General features: G+C 63.0%; 17 protein-coding genes. 6 read left to right on the forward strand and 11 right to left on the reverse strand.

Going from position 1 to position 17,192, the window contains the following annotated elements:
- Nucleotides 1–39 precede the first annotated feature (39 nt).
- A complete protein-coding gene (locus AC3WVQ_RS09500; protein WP_110818620.1) occupies nucleotides 40–930 on the reverse strand; it encodes a LysR substrate-binding domain-containing protein in 891 nt (296 codons plus the stop codon).
- A 112-nt stretch (nucleotides 931–1,042) separates the two neighbouring features.
- Between AC3WVQ_RS09500 and AC3WVQ_RS09505 the strand changes: the two genes are divergently transcribed.
- The 4 genes from AC3WVQ_RS09505 to AC3WVQ_RS09520 all read left to right on the forward strand — a co-directional run bounded on the left by AC3WVQ_RS09505 (nucleotide 1,043) and on the right by AC3WVQ_RS09520 (nucleotide 4,172).
- On the forward strand, nucleotides 1,043–1,321 hold the full coding sequence (locus tag AC3WVQ_RS09505; protein ID WP_051659126.1) for a hypothetical protein: 279 nt from the start codon (nucleotides 1,043–1,045) through the stop codon (nucleotides 1,319–1,321).
- Between the two features lie 99 nt (nucleotides 1,322–1,420).
- Complete coding sequence (locus AC3WVQ_RS09510) at nucleotides 1,421–1,624, forward strand: DUF1127 domain-containing protein (RefSeq protein ID WP_034788135.1); 204 nt, start codon at nucleotides 1,421–1,423, stop codon at nucleotides 1,622–1,624.
- Nucleotides 1,625–2,417: 793 nt separating this feature from the next.
- The gene (locus tag AC3WVQ_RS09515; RefSeq protein ID WP_034788530.1) at nucleotides 2,418–3,422 is read left to right on the forward strand and encodes a GlxA family transcriptional regulator; all 1,005 of its coding nucleotides are present in this window, start codon (nucleotides 2,418–2,420) and stop codon (nucleotides 3,420–3,422) included.
- Between the two features lie 150 nt (nucleotides 3,423–3,572).
- Nucleotides 3,573–4,172 (forward strand): YdeI/OmpD-associated family protein, encoded by a 600-nt coding sequence (locus AC3WVQ_RS09520; protein ID WP_090294043.1) that lies wholly within the window; start codon nucleotides 3,573–3,575, stop codon nucleotides 4,170–4,172.
- A gap of 275 nt (nucleotides 4,173–4,447) precedes the next feature.
- Here AC3WVQ_RS09520 and AC3WVQ_RS09525 read toward each other — a convergent pair whose 3' ends face one another.
- The 6 genes from AC3WVQ_RS09525 to AC3WVQ_RS09550 form a co-directional block, all read right to left on the reverse strand.
- Entirely contained in the window at nucleotides 4,448–4,894 is a 447-nt protein-coding gene (locus AC3WVQ_RS09525; RefSeq protein WP_143034191.1) for a DUF805 domain-containing protein, read from the reverse strand.
- A gap of 200 nt (nucleotides 4,895–5,094) precedes the next feature.
- Nucleotides 5,095–5,571: a VOC family protein gene (locus AC3WVQ_RS09530; protein WP_492382704.1), complete on the reverse strand. Its 477-nt coding sequence runs from the start codon at nucleotides 5,569–5,571 to the stop codon at nucleotides 5,095–5,097.
- A gap of 123 nt (nucleotides 5,572–5,694) precedes the next feature.
- Nucleotides 5,695–6,987 (reverse strand): diguanylate cyclase, encoded by a 1,293-nt coding sequence (locus tag AC3WVQ_RS09535; protein WP_371813577.1) that lies wholly within the window; start codon nucleotides 6,985–6,987, stop codon nucleotides 5,695–5,697.
- Between the two features lie 291 nt (nucleotides 6,988–7,278).
- Nucleotides 7,279–8,112: a response regulator gene (locus AC3WVQ_RS09540; protein WP_034788121.1), complete on the reverse strand. Its 834-nt coding sequence runs from the start codon at nucleotides 8,110–8,112 to the stop codon at nucleotides 7,279–7,281.
- A 185-nt stretch (nucleotides 8,113–8,297) separates the two neighbouring features.
- Complete coding sequence (locus AC3WVQ_RS09545) at nucleotides 8,298–9,371, reverse strand: cyclic nucleotide-gated ion channel (protein WP_492382705.1); 1,074 nt, start codon at nucleotides 9,369–9,371, stop codon at nucleotides 8,298–8,300.
- A 130-nt stretch (nucleotides 9,372–9,501) separates the two neighbouring features.
- Nucleotides 9,502–9,912 (reverse strand): GFA family protein, encoded by a 411-nt coding sequence (locus AC3WVQ_RS09550; RefSeq protein ID WP_110818623.1) that lies wholly within the window; start codon nucleotides 9,910–9,912, stop codon nucleotides 9,502–9,504.
- Between the two features lie 181 nt (nucleotides 9,913–10,093).
- On the opposite strand from AC3WVQ_RS09550, the gene AC3WVQ_RS09555 reads away from it, so the two are divergent.
- Entirely contained in the window at nucleotides 10,094–10,510 is a 417-nt protein-coding gene (locus AC3WVQ_RS09555; RefSeq protein ID WP_034788108.1) for a nuclear transport factor 2 family protein, read from the forward strand.
- 120 nt (nucleotides 10,511–10,630) lie between these two features.
- A complete protein-coding gene (locus AC3WVQ_RS09560; protein WP_034788105.1) occupies nucleotides 10,631–12,040 on the forward strand; it encodes an adenylate/guanylate cyclase domain-containing protein in 1,410 nt (469 codons plus the stop codon).
- A gap of 41 nt (nucleotides 12,041–12,081) precedes the next feature.
- Here AC3WVQ_RS09560 and AC3WVQ_RS09565 read toward each other — a convergent pair whose 3' ends face one another.
- From AC3WVQ_RS09565 to AC3WVQ_RS09580, 4 genes are all read right to left on the reverse strand, one after another.
- Nucleotides 12,082–13,839 carry an adenylate/guanylate cyclase domain-containing protein gene (locus tag AC3WVQ_RS09565; protein ID WP_110818624.1) on the reverse strand — a complete coding sequence of 586 codons (1,758 nt, stop codon included), beginning with the start codon at nucleotides 13,837–13,839 and terminating at the stop codon, nucleotides 12,082–12,084.
- A 172-nt stretch (nucleotides 13,840–14,011) separates the two neighbouring features.
- Nucleotides 14,012–14,773 (reverse strand): MBL fold metallo-hydrolase, encoded by a 762-nt coding sequence (locus AC3WVQ_RS09570; protein ID WP_034788518.1) that lies wholly within the window; start codon nucleotides 14,771–14,773, stop codon nucleotides 14,012–14,014.
- A gap of 156 nt (nucleotides 14,774–14,929) precedes the next feature.
- Nucleotides 14,930–16,486 carry a caspase family protein gene (locus AC3WVQ_RS09575; RefSeq protein ID WP_090294049.1) on the reverse strand — a complete coding sequence of 519 codons (1,557 nt, stop codon included), beginning with the start codon at nucleotides 16,484–16,486 and terminating at the stop codon, nucleotides 14,930–14,932.
- Nucleotides 16,487–16,800: 314 nt separating this feature from the next.
- Nucleotides 16,801–17,079, reverse strand: a complete 279-nt coding sequence (locus AC3WVQ_RS09580; RefSeq protein ID WP_034788099.1) for a hypothetical protein — start codon at nucleotides 17,077–17,079, stop codon at nucleotides 16,801–16,803.
- Nucleotides 17,080–17,192 lie beyond the last annotated feature (113 nt).

Here is a 17,192-nt window from a genome sequence, read left to right on the forward strand (position 1 = left end):
GGGCAGCGACCGGGAAGAGCGCAACCGCGATATCTCCCCTTACTGGACCTGCAGATCGGCGAAGGCGTCGCGCACATGGTCGGCGACCGCCAGTACAGGCGCCGGCGCATCGCTGATCACCTGCAGGCCGATATTGTAGTGGCCGAGATCCGGCAGGCCGTCGCGCTCGCCGAGTTGCACCATTTCCCCCTGGACGAGGTAACGCGGCAGCGGCGCGATCGCGAGACCGGCACGCACGGCGGCGCGCTGCCCGGTGGTATAGGCGCTGAGGAACGCAATGCGGAACTTGCGGCCGGCGCGCGCGAGTTTTTCTACCGCATCCGCCCGCCAGACGCAGCCGTCCTCCCACATCGACACCGGCAGCGGATCCTTCAGATGCGCGCTGCCGCACTTTGCGCCGGCCCAGACCAGCTTTTCCTGCATCAGAATTTCGCCATTGCGGGGCGTTCCCTCGGTCAGGCTGTTGAAGATGGCGATATCGAGCCGGTGCTCGTCCACCTTCTTGCGCATGGCGTTGCTCATGCCGATCGACACATCGACCGTGACGTTCGGATAGGATTCGGCGAAACGCTTCAGCACCTCAGGCAGGATGCGCTCGCCAACGTCCTCAGGCGCGCCGACGCGCACTACGCCGTTCATATCCGGCAAGAGAAAGCGGGAAACCGTTTCGTTGTTGAGCGACAGCAGGCGGCGGGCAAAGCCGAGCAGCAACTCGCCCTTCGGCGTCAAGGTGACCGAGCGGGCGTCTCGCAGGAACAGCGTACAGCCGAGCATCTCCTCGAGCTTCTTGATCTGCATCGAGACAGCCGACGGCGTGCGGTACACGGTTTCGGCGGCGGTGGTGAAGTTGCCGGTCTCGGCAATCGCGATGAAAGTCTTCAGCACGTCCATTTCGAGAAGCGGAAGCGCATGGCGCATCAGCATGTTCATGGCGTCAACCTCATTCAAAAAAACTGAAAGATAGCTTCACTTCATTTCGTTTGATTGAACATCAGCAATGGCCGATAGTCAAGCTCAAGGACGACGAAGGAAGGAGAAACGCATGTCCACCGCAGCCCTTGTTATCGCCGCTTCGAAGAGTTCCCTCCGTAACAGCCGCCTGCCGCAGGCAGTGGTAAAAAAAGAGCATAGCAGGAGCAACGACATGGTCCTCAACGCCCTCAATCAAATGATTGCCGTCCTCGACGGTGTTGCAAGGCAACGACGCGAAAAACAGATCGCGCGGAATCGGGTGGAAGCCCGGCGCGAACTCGCCAAACTGCCACAGAGAGTCCGTGACGACGTGATGTTTGCGGACCCGCTAATCAATCACCATGTTTGATGAAAGGCATCAAACATATTCGTTGGAATGATAAGTCAGGTTAGGCCATAAATACCATCATGGTCGCGACCGGCTGAGACACTCAGAAGGAGCCATGAAATGTCCAACACTCAGTTTTCATCGGCCTCGGAACGGGCATCCTCCCACTCGTCCCTTCCGGGTCTCTTCAATCTGCAGGTTCGTGCCTGGGCAGTATGGAAACGTTATCGCCAGGAACGGGCCCTCGAGAACCTGTCCTATGACACGCTGAAGGACATCGGCTTCCCGTCGGTGGACGATGCGGTGCATAAGACCGAACAATGAATGACGGCGTGATCTGTCCCTTCTGAGGGCGTCACAATCCGGATCAATCGAAGGGCATCGCCGACAAGGCGGTGCCCTTTTCCTTTGCGTTCGAACGTGTCGTCGCGCAATCCGAAACGCAATGCGGCCTAGGTCAGCAATCTGCGAGAAGCGACGGCCGACTGAGGAAACAGCCGGCGACAAGCCCCACGAACCCGAGCGCCAACGACCCCACGATGCCGTGGCCCAACCATCCGGCGTGGGCACCGATGGCGGTTGTCGCGACGATGACCGAAACAGTCCAAAGGGCCTTCAGCAGCGAAACGGCGCGCCTCAGAGTTGTCGGCTGATTCCGCCCCACGCAACGTACCCTTCCAAAGAGACCGCCGCATCGCAGGTAGTGTCGAAAGCACGCGCCGCCAATGGCGTGTGATCATCGGCCGATTTGGCTCGTACCGCTACTCGCGGTGCCGTTAATCAGGCTAGCGAGCGATCGCACGAGGTCCACTTGTCTTTTACCGACACCCGCGCCAGCCGTGTGAAGCGTCGCAATCGGCAAACACAACCTTGGAGAGCGCTTTGCGAATGTTGCGTATCTCTAGCAGTTCTTGTCCGATAGCGTCAACAGCGCTGTAAAAACTGTCGCTTTCCTTACAAAAGCCTGAAAGCGGGGCCGAGCCGCCTTTCACCGCGCGATGTCGCAATGCGAAATCTCTTTGCGGTCGCTGCTATCCATGCGAATGTCGCAAACAGACAAGCCGAAGAGTATCTTCCAAGCGACGAATATACCGCATCGCCAAGCATGGGAAGCCTCATGAACAAGCCACTGACCAAAAAGCGTTCTCTCGTCTTCTTCCTGGTGCCGAACTTTTCCATGCTGCCCTTTTCGGCGGCGATCGAAACGCTCCGCATCGCCAACCGCATGCTCGGCTACGAGGCCTATTCCTGGCGCCTCGCATCGTCCGACGGCGAAAAGGTCCTGTCGTCGAGCGGTATCGCGCTCGAGGTCAACTCGTCGCTTGCAGACGAGCGCAAGTTTCTCGGCGGCGAAAACCGCCCCTCGATGGTGCTGGTCTGTTCCGGCATCTATGTCGAGGACTTCAACAACAAGTCGGTCAATGCCTGGCTGCGCGAGGTCTATAACCGCGGCGTCGCCGTCGGCAGCCTCTGTACCGGCGCCCATGTGCTGGCGTCGGCCGGTCTTCTGACCGGCAAGCGCTGCGCCATCCACTGGGAAAACCTGCCGGGCTTTTCCGAAAGCTTCCCGCAGGTCGACGTCTATGCCGACCTCTACGAAATCGACAGCAACATCTACACCTGCGCCGGCGGCACCGCCTCGCTCGACATGATGCTGAACCTGATCGACCAGGATTTCGGCGAGAGCCTCGTCAACCGCGTCTGCGAACAGGCGCTGACCGATCGCGTGCGCGGGCCCCATGACCGCCAGCGCCTGCCGCTGCGCGCCCGTCTCGGCGTGCAGAACGCCAAGGTGCTGTCCATCATCGAACTGATGGAGGCAAACCTCGCCGAGCCGCTTTCGCTGCTCGAAATCGCTGAGGGCGCCGATCTCTCCCGCCGCCAGATCGAGCGTCTCTTCCGCCAGGAAATGGGCCGCTCGCCTGCGCGCTACTATCTCGAAATCCGCCTCGATCGCGCAAGGCACCTCTTGATCCAGTCGTCGATGCCGGTGGTCGAAGTGGCCGTAGCCTGCGGCTTCGTCTCCGCCTCGCACTTCTCCAAGTGTTATCGCGAACTCTACAACCGCTCGCCGCAGCAGGAGCGCGCCGACCGCAAGCTGACGCTGCAGATGGCGCGATAAGCGGCAGATCAGACGGACCAGACAAGGGCGGAGCTTCTCCGCCCTTTTTCGTTGGTGACACTTTCCGCTTGTGCCGTCATGGCGCTTGCACGCGCCGCTTTTTTGGATTGAATGGTCGGCGTTTCAGGAGAGCGAGGAGCACAACGAACGATGGCCCCCGTGGAGATCGATCCCGCCAAGGTTCACGAATTCAAGGACTTCCAGAGCTTCTACGACTGGCTCGCCGCTCACCACCAGAGCGAAACCGAAGTGTGGATCAAGACCCACAAGGTCAGCTCCGGCCTCGCCTCGGTCACGCCCAAGGAGGCGATCGACGCCGTGCTCTGCTGGGGTTGGATCGACGGCGTGCGCAAGGGGCACGACGACAGGAGTTTCCTCCAGCGCTATTCGCCGCGCGGCAAGAAGAGCATCTGGAGCCAGATCAATGTCGACAATGTCGCGCGCCTGATTGCCGAGGGCCGTATGACCGAGCACGGGCTCAAACAGGTCGATGCCGCCAAGGCCGACGGCCGCTGGGACCGCGCCTATGCCAGCGGCAAGGACATGCAGATCCCCGACGACCTGCAGGCGGCGATCGACGCTGAGCCCGAAGCCCGCGAAATGCTTGGCAAGCTCAGCGCACAGAACCGCTTCGCGCTCGCCTTCCGCACCCACAACATGAAGACCGAAGCCGGGCGCAAAAAGAAGATCGAGACCTTCGTCGAGATGCTGAAGCGCGGCGAAACGATCTATCCGCAGAAGAGCAAGTAAAGCGATTGCGGGGCACGACCGAAAGGTCGGCCTTCGTCCTGGCGGACCGGCATAGCCCGAGACCGATCCGGCACCGGCAAGGCTCGACGCCCGACGGTCGGGGGCCCAAAGCTGTTTGCACGCTCAATCTTGGCAATATTCGGCTTGATCATGCCCGGCATCGCCACCGGCACGCGCTTGGCACGTGCAGGGGCGAAAAATGAACGCCGAAGGCGACACGCGTTCTGTCGGACGCACACAAACGTCGCCGTAGCCCTTTGACTTACAGCCCGGCGTCACTGACCGGCGCGGCCGAAGCACGCGGCACCGCCTCCGACGAAGCGTAGGACCGGCGGACCAAAGCGGTTGTCACCCTCCTCGCCCGCGAGGAAGCCCAACATGACGAGGCCCAAGAGCGGCCCGACGACCGGGACGAACAGCGCAAGGTTCCACCACCCGGAACGGCCATGGTCGTGCCAGCGCTTGGTGTTGACCGTGAAGCCGAAATAGAAACTCGCGGTGATGATGAAGATGACAAGCATATGCATAAGGCTGAAGCCCGCGGCATAATTTTCCACGCCCGAAAGCGCCAACAACGCCCCGCCGGCGAACATCGCGGCTATCGCCGCAATGCAAATAACGATCTGCGTCAACCACCAGGCCTGACGTCCGATACGGCCATCAACACTCGTAAACATCTGTAAATTCACGTCGTCTCCCCCCAACAGCCAGTGCGCTTCCAAGTGCCCCCGCGCCGGCCAGCCTTGTCATCCTATAAAAGGTTCCCTCATAAACGGGTAGATGTCTTCGCGCCAAAAAGCGCCCCATGGTTGCACAGGCAGGCGGCCTTGTGCCTGGCATCTCGAGCGTCGCTGGAGGCGGGGCATGGCCCGCCTGCCGCTTCCATAACTTGCGGGTCCTGCACCCACGAGACAACCGGCTTCTAGCCGTGAAACGCCCGCTCCAGTTCGGCGATATCGAGCTTGATCATACCGAGCATCGCCTCCATGACGCGCTTGGCGCGCGCACGGTCGGAATGGGCGACCATGTCGCCGAGCACCCTTGGCACGATCTGCCAGCACAACCCCCAGCGGTCGCGGATCCAGCCGCATTGTTCGATCTGTCCACCGTTTTCGCTGATCGCGTTCCAAATCCGGTCGATCTCCTCCTGGGTATCGCACTGGATCATGATCGAGAAGGAATGGTTGAACGGATCGAGGGGCCCGGCTTCGAGCGCCAGGAATTCCTGGTTGCCGAGCGTGAACTCGATGGTCGTCACGCTGCCGGGCGGTCCGCTCGGGCTTTCCGCCGGCAAGGTGGTGACGCGGATGATTGCCGAATTGGGAACGAGCGAAACATAGAAGTCGACGGCCTGGCGCGCCTCCTTCGCAAACCAGAGATTGGAAACGACATTGGTCATGATTTGGTCCTCCTCGTGCCGCCTGCTCATGTGCGGTAACCGAAGGACGATCGACTTCGTTCCAAGCCGACAGGTGACGGATCATTATTTCCGAGGGTGGGCCTGCCGGTCTGGCCCGGCAGTTTACGAGGCCAGCGCGTCGAGCAGCGCCAACTCGGAAATCACGCGGTTCCGGCCGGCATGCTTGGCCATGTAGAGAAACTGGTCGGCGGCGTGCAGGTAGTTCTCGAAGGCCTCCGAGGTCTCGATCGTGGCAAGCCCGATCGACACGGTAATCGTCAGCTCCTCGTCGTCGGCGACGATGCGGGATTTTGCGAGTTCCAGGCGCAGCGCGTCGCAAAAGGCGAAGGCGCGCCGCACGTCGCAGCCGTTGAAGAGGATGCCGAACTCCTCGCCGCCGAGGCGGGCGAGCAGATGGTCCTCGCCAACGAGCACGGAGAGGCGCTTGGCCACATGCTTCAGCACGATGTCGCCGATCTCGTGGCCATATGTGTCGTTGAGGCGCTTGAAATGATCGATATCAAGCACGGCGATCGCCGTCGGCTCGCCGCGCCTGAGGCACTGCTCGACCAGCCGCGGCCCCGCCACGAAGAAGTGACGGCGGTTGTAGAGGTCGGTGAGGTAGTCGCTGGCCGCCTGCCGCTGCAGCGTCTGCAGCCGCTTCTGCACACCGGCCGCCTGCGCAATGCGCCCATTGAACTCCGCTTCGAGGAAGGGCTTCTGAATGAAATCCGTACCGCCCGCTTCGAGGAAGCGGGCACCGGCACGCCGGTCGCCGCTGTCGGAGAGACCGATGACCGGCACCGCGCCGTCGCCCCGCCGCCGTTCCACCTCGGCAAGCAGCGCTGCGCCGGACATGTCGGAGAGATCAAGGTCGGTGACGACGAGATCGACGGCCTCGCCGCTGTCAAGCACCTGCAGCGCATCGGCGGCAGATGCGACCTCGCAGACGGAAATCCGCTTGCGCCTCAAGATGCCGGCCAGTTCGCTGCGCGAGGCGGCATCGGAATCAGCAAGCAACACTGTCGTCTTGCCGTTGGTCAGCGCCCGATCGACGGCGCCAATCAAGAGATTGATCGATTCCGGCTGGTGCTTGATGACACAATCGAGCGCGCCGCGCCTGAGGATCTCCTCGCGCGTATGGTCGTTGAAGGCCGCGGTGAAGACGACGGCCGGCACCTGGTTGTCGAGGATGAATTCGAGCGCCTCGCAATTGGGCGCATCCGGCAGGTTGAGATCGAGAACGGCGAGCGAGAAGCTCTCCGGCGACTGCTCCAGCGCTTCCTTCAGCGCCGCCAGCGAGTTGCAATGGGTAACGCGAATGCCGTGGACGGACTCAAGCCCGTACTTCAGCGCCGTCGCAAACATCCGGGAATCTTCGACAAGCAGCATGCGCTTGTCACTGTGCTTCTGCACAGAATTCACCCGGCCTGGCGTGCGGCGCAATCTCACGTCCCTGCAACCCCTCTCGAGCCACAGGCGTGCTTCCCTCAAGGGGTGACGCTGGCTCCCGAAATCTTCAACCCGGCCACTTGCCGCGCCTGACCTTTCGGCCGGCGTGATCCGTGTGACCGGGTTCCCCGCTCCTGCTGCGGCGGATTGAAGACCGTTCGGATTGCAATTTCGTTAATACGGCAACCTGTGCGCGGCGTTTTTGATGCACTCACCAATAATTCTTAGGGGTTTTTACCCATCCTGCTTTGATGGTTAAGCAGGAACCCTAACTTTTTCACTGAGTGTGCGGATCTTGGTCAGCGTATCCAGGTTCTGGTTGACGCGGCAGTAGAATTCCTCGTTGACGAAGGGACGAACGACGAAGTCGTTGCCGCCGGCCTTGAGGAAGCGCGCCGACAGAAGGCGGTTGGTCGACGACGAAACACCGATGATGCGCAGCTGGTGCGGCCCGTAGGAACTGCGAATGCGCCGCGTCAGCTCGAAGCCGTCGATATCAGGCATGTTGTAGTCGGTGATGACGAGGCCGATATCCGGATTGTTCTTGAGGAGCTCCAGCGCCATCGCGCCGTTTTCGGCCGAGCTGGTGCGGAAGTTGTAGCGCTTGAGCTGCGTCGTCAGCAGCGCGCGTGCGGTCGGGCTGTCGTCGACGATCAGCACATGGTGCTTGTGGTTGGTGAGGAACCGGCAGACCGATTCTGCCAGCATGTCGACAGCAAAGACGCTGTCCTTGATGACGTAGTCGACGATCTCCTTGGCCAGGATCTTCTCGCGCGTTGATTCCTGGAACGAGCCGGTGAAGACGACGGTCGGCACGCTCATCTCGATCAGGTAGTTGAGCGCCTCGCCGTTTTCCGCCCCCGGCAGGTTGATGTTGGAGATGGCGAGCGAGGCCGGGAATGTCGCGTTTTCGACGGCGAACTGCAGATCGTCATAGTCGCGGCAGACGATGACATCGATGTCGAACAGCTCTTTCAGCCGCTTCGAGACCATCGAGGAAAAGAGGTTGGAGTCCTCGGCAAGCACGATGCGGTGCTCGGCAAGGGATTCACCGGAATAATACATTCCGGAAACGCCAAAAAATGACATTGAACGCCTATGTGAAAGAGTGTCCCCCTACAGCTCCGCGCGTTCTTCATGCCCGCCTAGTCGCTGTAACTTGCAGGCGCCATGCTAGAGGAGAAAGGCTTTCTTCGGTGTTAATAAGCGGCCGGCGAATTAACGAGACCGGCGTGCCGGCTTGAGACGTCCGGCCGCCGTGCCGCCGGCTTTTCTCATGCCTCCGGGGGTCGGCCACGCCGCGTCTCGGCGGTCCGGCGGATGACCTCGGCGATCTCCGGATTGCTGCTCGACAGCATCTGGAAATCCTCCGAATAGAGCGACAGCAAAGAGACCTCTGTGGCAGCCGTGACGGTCGCAGAGCGCGGCTCACCCGATATCAGCGCCATCTCGCCGAAGAAACTGCCGGGGCCGAGCTCGACCGGCGTCGGTGACGGCGTTGCAATCGTCACGCGCCCCTCGACGATGAAGTACATCTGGTCGCCCGGCTCGCCCTTGCGGCAGATGATGCTACCTGCCGGCACCGCCCGCGGCCGCAATGCCCTGACGATCTCGACGAAGGCGGCCGAGCCGAGCTTTTCGAACAGCGGCACCGCCGCGACCAGCTGCCAGTTGCGCACGAAATCCTGGCGGCGCACTTCTTCGAAAAACCCGGTGGCGAGAATGCCCGCCCAGAGCGCAAAGATGCCGATACCGCTCATCATCACCAGACCGGCAAGCACCCGGCCGGCCAGTGTCTGCGGGATCTCGTCGCCATAGCCGGCGGTCGACAGCGTCACCACCGCCCACCACATGGCCTGCGGAATGCTGCCGAACTTGTCCGGCTGGATGTCGCGCTCGATCAGATAGGCGACCAGCGATGCGCCGAAGAGCACGATGCCGAAGAGCGAGGTGACGCCGACGAGATTGGGCGCGGCGCGCGCCACCACCCGGCCGAGCAGCCGGAAGAAGGTGGAATGGCGCAAGGGCTTCAAGAGCCAGACTCCGCAATAAAGGCTCTGGTCGCGCGGATCGGCGAACAGGAAGGCGGCCAGCGGAACGACGACGGCCACCATATCGATCACGAGATGCGGCATCAGCGCGCGACGATCCGCCGTGGGCCAGGCGGCGAGCGTATCGGCCAGCTGCAGCACATAGAAAAGCCAGAGGCCGCCAAGCACCACCTCCAGCGACAACCGCGCCGTCGCGCCGAAATTGCGCGTGGTCAGCGCCGCGACGGCGGCAAGGCCGAGCGCTGCCAGCAGTCCGTTGAGCGGCGTGGAAATTCGTAAGGAAGGCCGTGCCGACATTCACTCCCCCAGCGTCCGCTCGCCGACGACGCCTCGGCCGGACGGGGGCGGCAACGCTTTGATCTAAAGCACAATTCACTGCATGAATCGATGCTCATTTAAGGGGATTCGAATTTGTAGCGAAACGGGCCTAGTAGCGGGTGTCGGCCGGCCCCTCGTCGCCAGTGCGTTCGCGATCTTCCTGGTACTGCACGGCACCCTCCACTGGCCGCAGCCAAGGCTCCCGGCGCTTGACCCAGAGTTCGTAGCTCGGCTTCAGCGGCGTCGGCGCCTGGGACAGGATGCCGAGCTTGACCTCCGCCTCGCGCGCGTCGACCGAAAAGACGCGCGAGCCGCAATGCGAACAGAAGCACCGGCCCTGGAAATCCGAAATTTCGCCGGAATATTCAAACTGTTCCGCGGGCCAGATGCCATAGAAGGTGAAGGCGGATCCGCTCTCCTTGCGGCAGTCCATGCAATGGCAGATGCCGACCCGGATCGGTTCGCCGCGCACCGAGAGCGCGACCCGACCGCAAAGGCATTTTCCCGATAGCGCCGTCATGTTCCTACCCCCTGTCGCAACCACTGATGCCAGACCAGGGAAACGACGTGGTCGGTTGTTCGGTTCCCGCGCTTGTTGCCGGCATCAAGATGCGCTCTGAGATCGCCTGAACCCGACTGTCTTGGCGGAACCTTTCGCCGTTTGACGTCTTCTGCCGGTATGCCAAACGGAGGTACGAACCATGGCACATGCCGACGAACAGGAGATTATCGACCTCGAACAGGAATTCTGGCGAACCATTCTGGAGAAGGACACCGAGGCATCCGTGGCCATGCTGCCCGAACGCTCGATCGTCGTCGGCGCGCAAGGCGCAGCGGTGCTCACGCCGGACGACTATCGCAGAATGGCAGAACAGGCCGAGCGTTCCTGGAAGCTCAAATCGTTCCGCCTCGACGACGTCAGCGTGGTCTTTCCGCGCGAGGACGTCGCCGTCATCGCCTATACGGTAACGGAAGAGATGGATGTGGACGGGCAGCCTTTGACACTGAAAGCCGCCGACGCCACCACCTGGATACGCGAGAACAGCGGTTGGCAGGCCTGCCTGCACACGGAGTCAGTGCTTGGCGATCCCTTCGGTCGCGACCGCAAGGTAGCCTGAGGAGTGCTGGCGAGGTGGAGCGTAGCGAATGACGGGAAGGCGGTCGGCCGCTTTCCCCTCGACCAATCCTCACCGATAAACCGTCTGCCCCGGCGCCCGTTTTCGGTGTAGGATGCCGGCATGAGTGAAGCCCAGCCTCTGTTCGATATGCTGCGCCAGACCGTGCAGCCTGAAATCGCCGGCGTATTGGAGCGATTTGTCCGGGAAGCGCCGGACCGCAAACTCGGCCGCATCAACGCACTCGCCTTTGCCGCCGAGCACGGCCTCGACGAGGAGAAGGCGATCGCCGCCTTCCTGCATGCTTCCCGCCTCGGCCTTTTCGAGCTTTCCTGGAATGTGCTTTGCCCCGGCTGCGGCGGCGTACTCGATGCCAACACATCGCTGAAAACCGTGCAGAGCGACACCTATACCTGCTCGCTCTGTGCCGCCGGCTATGAGCCGACGCTGGACGAGATGGTGGAGGTGACCTTCACCGTGAACCCGCGCATACGCCACATCGAGGCCCACAGCCCGCACGAACTGACGCCGCTCGAATATTTCCGGCAGATCTACTGGGGCTCCGGCATCGAGCTGCCCGAGGAGGGCTACGAGGCCCAGGTCGACGATTTCATGATCGAGGCGCTGGAATTGCCGCCCGGCGAAAAGGCGGTGATCTCGCTGCAGATGCCGGCGGAATTCATCATCATCTTCGAGCCGGTGACCCATGCCGCGCAGTTCATCGACGTCAAGGGCGAGCCGACCAAGGAGCGGCGCACGCTGTCGCTCGTCTTCGACCGCGGCCATCGCCACGACGAAGCGCTGACCATGCAGCCCGGTCCCTTGCGCATCCAAGTGGAAAACCACACGGATGTCCGCACCCTGCCCTCGGTCTGCATCGCCAACGACGCGCTGCACGATATCCTCGGCCGCCGCCGGCCGTTCCTGACCGCCAAGCGGCTGCTCTCCAACCAGACCTTCCGCGACATCTACCGCACCGACACGATCGACGTAGACCAGCGGCTGAAGATCACCAGCCTCACCTTTCTCTTCTCCGACCTGCGCGGCTCGACCGAGCTTTACGAGCGGGTCGGCGACCTCGCCGCCTTCGATCTGGTGAAGACCCATTTCAGCGTCGTCAACGAGATCGTTGCGGCGGAAGCCGGCGCGGTGGTCAAGACGATCGGCGACGCCGTCATGGCCACCTTCCCGACGCCGGACCGGGCGGTTGCGGCCGCCATGCGCATGCGCGACGCCATGCGACAGCTGAACGAGGACCGCGGCTCGGAAGACCTGCTGCTGAAAATCGGCATTCACGAGGGACCGTGCATCGCCGTCAGCCTCAACGAGCGGCAGGACTATTTCGGCCAGACGGTCAACATCGCCTCTCGGGTCCAACACCTCGCCAGCTCGCGCGAAATCTTTGCGACCGGTTCGGTGCTCGACGATCCGCGCGCCTCGAGCCTGCTCAGCGATCGCGGCCTCAACCCGCAATCGCACAATGTCGCGCTCAGAGGCATCACGAACGAGATCAGCATTTTCTCGATCCCGTGAGGCTGGCCGGGAACGGAACGCCCATATCCCGCGAGCGGCGATCAGCGTTCGGGCAAGCCGGCTTGCCGTAGCGCCTCGGCCATCTGATGCTGCCACTGCGGTATCCTCTCAAACCAGGGCAGTGCCCGATAACGTTCGATCGTGAACCCCGGCTCTGCTGCCAGCAGCTTCTGCGCCGCCCATCGGGCGGTCTCCATGTCCCCGGTCATCGCCGACCAGGCCGCGAGGTGGCGATAGGACCAGGTCACGTCAGGATAGTTGTTGACGACGTCCTGGGCGATCGCGATGGCTTCGGAGAGAGCCCCTTGCATGGCCATGGAAAAAGCCATCCCCAGTTTCATGTTGAATGCGAGCGGGTCTCTCGGGCTCAGCGTCATCCCACGCCGGAACCGCTCCGTTGCGCGTGCGGGATCGTCCGTGAAGATCGCGATCCAGCCGAGCCGAGCCCATGCCCAGGCATTGTTCGGATCAAGCGCCAGCGCCTTTTCGATAAAGGTGGCGGCGCGATCCTGATCGCCGCAGATGCTCATTGCCGCGCCAGCCGCAGTCAAAGCGGTCGGATCGTCGCTGATCGAGCCTGCACCTTCGATCGCTGAACGCGCCTGATCCAGTTCCTGCTCCGGCCGGTCGGTCCAGAGGTAGGAGGCGCTCGAGGCATGGCACCACGCCAGAAGCGCATGCGCGCGGCCGTAGCCGGGATCGACCAGGATCGCCTGCCGAAGCAGTTCGATCGCCTGGTTGTTGCTATCCCTGCGGCGCCCCCAGAGTTTGGGGAAGGCGCGCATGACGAAATCATAGGCGCGCAGACTGGCCGGCGGCTTGCGCTTGGCAAGCTCGATCTCGGCATCGCGGATGGCCGGATGAATGGCGCCTGCCACCTGCGCGGCGATCCGATCCTGGAACTCGAAAATATCCTCGATTGCGCCCTCGTAGCGATCCGACCAGGATTGGGTCCGCGTCTCGGCGTCGACCAGTTGCACGGAAATGCGCAGCCGGTCGCCACCGCGGCGCACGGTGCCTTCAACCACATAGGTGACACGGAGCTCCCTGCCGACGTCACGCACGTCGACGAAGCGCCCCTTGTAGGTGAAGGCGGACTGGCGCGCGATGACGAAGAAATCCCGGACGCGCGAGAGCGCCGCAGTGATCTCCTCCACGACACCGTCGACGAAGTACTCGTCGCCTGGACCGCTCAGATTGTCGAAGGGCATGACGACGAGCGACGGCTGGTCCTTGCTGCGACCGGCCAGCGGCGCCCCGTCGAGGACGCCACCTCCGACAGCGATCTCGTCTTGCCAGTCGACCCGGAAAACCAGAATGGGCCGGGGGATGTTCTTCAAGGTCCGCTCGCCGAGGCTGGTCAGCGCGAAGGGCACCTTGCCGTCGAGATGTTCGCGCACCGCCCCGGAAATACAGATGCCCGACGGGACGGCGATCTCCTGCAGGCGCGCGGCGATATTGACTCCGTCGCCAAGCAGATCGTCTCCCGACACGACGATGTCGCCGAGATTGACACCGATGCGAAACTGCAGGTGGCGTTCGGGGGGCAGTTCCTGCGCATCGAGAAGACCGCGCTGGATTTCCACCGCGCAGCGGACGGCCTGAACAGCGCTTGGAAACTCGGCGACGAGACCATCGCCGGCACTGCCGAAGATGCGGCCGCCATGGTCATCCACCAATTCGGCAATCCGCCCCCGGCAAAGGTCGAGCGCGCGAAGCGTGTTCTCTTCGTCGAGCGCTGCGAGGCGACTGAAGCCGGCGACATCGGCCGCCAGGATGGCTGCGAGCTTTCGATCCACAACGGTGACCGCTCCTGCGGCGGAGGATTTCGTTGTGTTTAATATGCGCGAATTTTCGAATATTCACAGATACCTGTGGCAAGCGAGAGCGGATCAAGACCGCAGCCGGTCAAGAAGGCGCCCCCGGCAGCCGTGCCGCACAACAGCTTGCCTGCTGCGACCTGTCGGCCGCCTAGACCACGGGCGGTATCAGGGTCAACACGTCGCCATCATCCGGAATGAGCAGCCTGGGCAAGGCGATGCCGTGGGCGCTGGCAGCGGCGCGGAGATCACCTCGGCTGACCGTCGCATGGTCGAGCGCCTCCATGTGCGTTGCAACCACGATGCTCTTCTTGGAGGCCTCGCAGACCGCGATCGTCTGCGCCGCATCCATCACGATCAGGGCGCCGTCCCAGCGTGCGCCGCAGGAATGGGTGACGATCACATCCGGCTTCGTATCGTGGATGGTCTTTTCGATGGCCGGATAGAGCACCGTGTCGCCGGCCCAGTAAACCGTCGGCTCGCCCTTGGCCTCAAGGCTGAAACCCATGACCGGCCCCATGTCCTGAACGACAGGACCAAGGCCGTGGCTGCCGTCACGTCGGGTGAGCTTCAGGCCCTGCCACTGCGCCTTGCCGAGAAGGGGCGTGACGTCGCGAAAACCAGCGCCACGGATCGCCTCCTCGTCGCCCGGCTGGCAGAAGATCGGCAGCCCCTTCGGCAAGCGATGCTTGGCGGTGTCGTCGAAGTGGTCCTCGTGCAGATGCGAGATAATGACGAGTTCGACCCCGGCAAGAATGGTATCGGTGTCGAACGGCAGCCCGACCAGCGGATTGGGCGCCCGCCCCGCAAAGGACGGCAGGCTGTCCTTCGGCCCGAGAAAGGGATCGATCAGCACCGTGTGACCGGCATAGTCGAGCTTGAGTGTCGCATTGCGGATAAGCTGGAGCTTCATGGGGTGTCCTCCCTTGCCGGAACCGGCCTTGACCATCGCGGCGATCCTTGCGCATGCGGCAGCGAAATCAAGCCCTGAAATGACGCGCGAGGGTTGAGAAACGCCGCCGCCCTTCACGCCAACCCCGTTCGATGGCGCCAGCATGCGCTGTCCGCTTCACCGCCAGCCGCAATCCCACGGCTGGCCCCTTGCGGTGCGATGACAGGCAAAGGCCCGGCCGCAGGAATGGGTGGCGGAAATCGTCATGCGGCCCCGGCCCGAGCCGCGGGCAAACATCTGCCGGAACGCGACATCGGCATTTGCGGGGCAATTGGCAAAGCTCTTTTTCTGCAGTTCGGCCGGTGGGCTGATCGCACGGGTGCCGGTGTTTTTCTGCGGTGCCTTGATCGTGCCTTGCGTCTCGCCTGGTTGCGGCAGCTTCGCCTCGCGCCGGATTGTGACGCAGCGCCCATCCTTCGCCTCTTCGTTACGGCCGCAAGCAAGCGGGCAGATCCGCACCTTCTCCGACTTCAGGCGACCGAGCACGTCGCTGGAGGGTTCGAGCGTCGCAAGGTCGACCTTTGCGAACTTGCCGAAGGCTTCGAGCGCCTTGCGGCTGCCGGCACCCCAGACGCCATCCTCGCTGCCGGCGCGACAGCCCAGCCGGTTGAGCTCCACCTGTACGGAACGGGCCAATGTCGTGTCGTCGGCATTGGGCGCGGCCAGCGCCGGATCGATGGCCGCCACGGCCTGGCCACCCGATCCGCCGGGCACGCCTTCGGATGTAGGCACTGAAGCCCGCTCGATGATCTTGATCTTTGCCTTGGCGAGCGATGCGAACGCACCGTCGGGATATTGCTGCAGATAGGCGTCGAAGAGGTCGCGGTCGGTCGCATCCTTGATCGTTTCCCAATAGGCAAGCTCGGCGGCCTGACCCGTCGCAGGCGCCTCGGCCGGCGCCGGCTTGCCGTCAACGGCGGGCTTCAGCACCACTTCGCCGGTCAGCGAGGAATTGTCCCAGGGCACCTGCTTGCCGCCGGTTGCCGCCAGCACGTCGCGGCGCACGTCGATCAGTTCGCGGGTAATGTCGCGCCCCGGCCGGCCGAGATGTTTCAAGAGCGCCGATGTGAACGGCGAATTGCGCCCCGATCCGTCGAGGGCAACATTGCCGGGCTGGGTGGAGAAAGCGATCAGCGTGCCGATGCCGGTGCCGACCTTGGCAAGGCCGCGGCCGACCGAGGCGGAGCGCGTGCCCATCGAGCGGGCGAGATTGACCGCTAGCGGATTGTCGCGGCAGGCGTCGAGCAGGATGATATTGACCCGTGTACTGCGCTCCATCGCCGACAGGATCAGGTTCATCGGCACCGCCTCGAATTCGAGATCGACAGAGGAAGCGAGCGTGGCATCGACGGGGGCGAGATAGTTTTCGCCGTTCACCTGCAGGCCGTGGCCGGCATAGAAGAACAACGCGAGGTCGGCGCCGTCGAGCCGGCCGACGAAGTCCCGCACCGCACGGCGCACACCCGAAAGGTCGAGATCAGCGCCCGTCACCACCTCGAAGCCCAGCCCTTCGAGCTTTGCCGCCATGTCGTGCGCGTCATTGCCGGGATTGGGCAAGGTGGCCACATGCTGATAGGCGGAATTGCCGATGACCAGCGCCACCCGCTTTTCGGCCAGCGCCTCCGATGCGAAAAGCACCAGCAGAACGGACAAGGCGATGCGAAGGAATGGCATGGCTCCCCCCGGCAATGCGCGGATGATCGCGACCACGCGCGTCACCCCAACGCCCAAGCGTGCTACCGGCAATGCAGCCTGTCAATGCAAGGAGAGTGTCCGGCAGGCCCGACGCGGGCTTGCCCGCCCGAACGAATGAGAGCTTCGGCGCCCTCGCCCATCCCTTGGGATTAGGCTTCGAGCGAAGAGAGCACCGCGACCGCTACTAAAGGGGCTGCCGGCGCCATCAGCGACGGCACCTGCCGACCTATCGAGCGAATGGAGTGCCGCCCGACAGCGGCGCGCCTGCCGCACCGCTGTCGCGGAATGAAAGGTTACTTGACGACGACGTTGCCGTTGACGATCTCGACGTTCTCATCGCCCTGCAGGCCGATGCGGTCACCGCTCGGCGCGGTGACGAAACAGCCGCTGGGGCAGATCATTTCGGTCGCTCCGGATGCGATCGCCACTTCCACACGGCTTTCACCCTCGACGACGATCAGAACGGCGGTCTCGCTGTCCTTGTTCGTGACAGTCGCGGCACTGGCAGCACCGGCCATCGGCGCGCCGGCCATCAGCAAACCGGAAAGCAAAGCAATCACAAATTTCTTCATCGCCCATCGACGCCAGACGCGCCGCCCTCTTGCCGAGCCGGCCGCCCCGTCGGTTACGCGACGCTGCGCCGGCCACCTCTTCAGCCGATGACCAGCGTAGTCGGTCACCAGAA

The organism is Ensifer sp. EB106-05-01-XG146 (assembly GCF_058791875.1).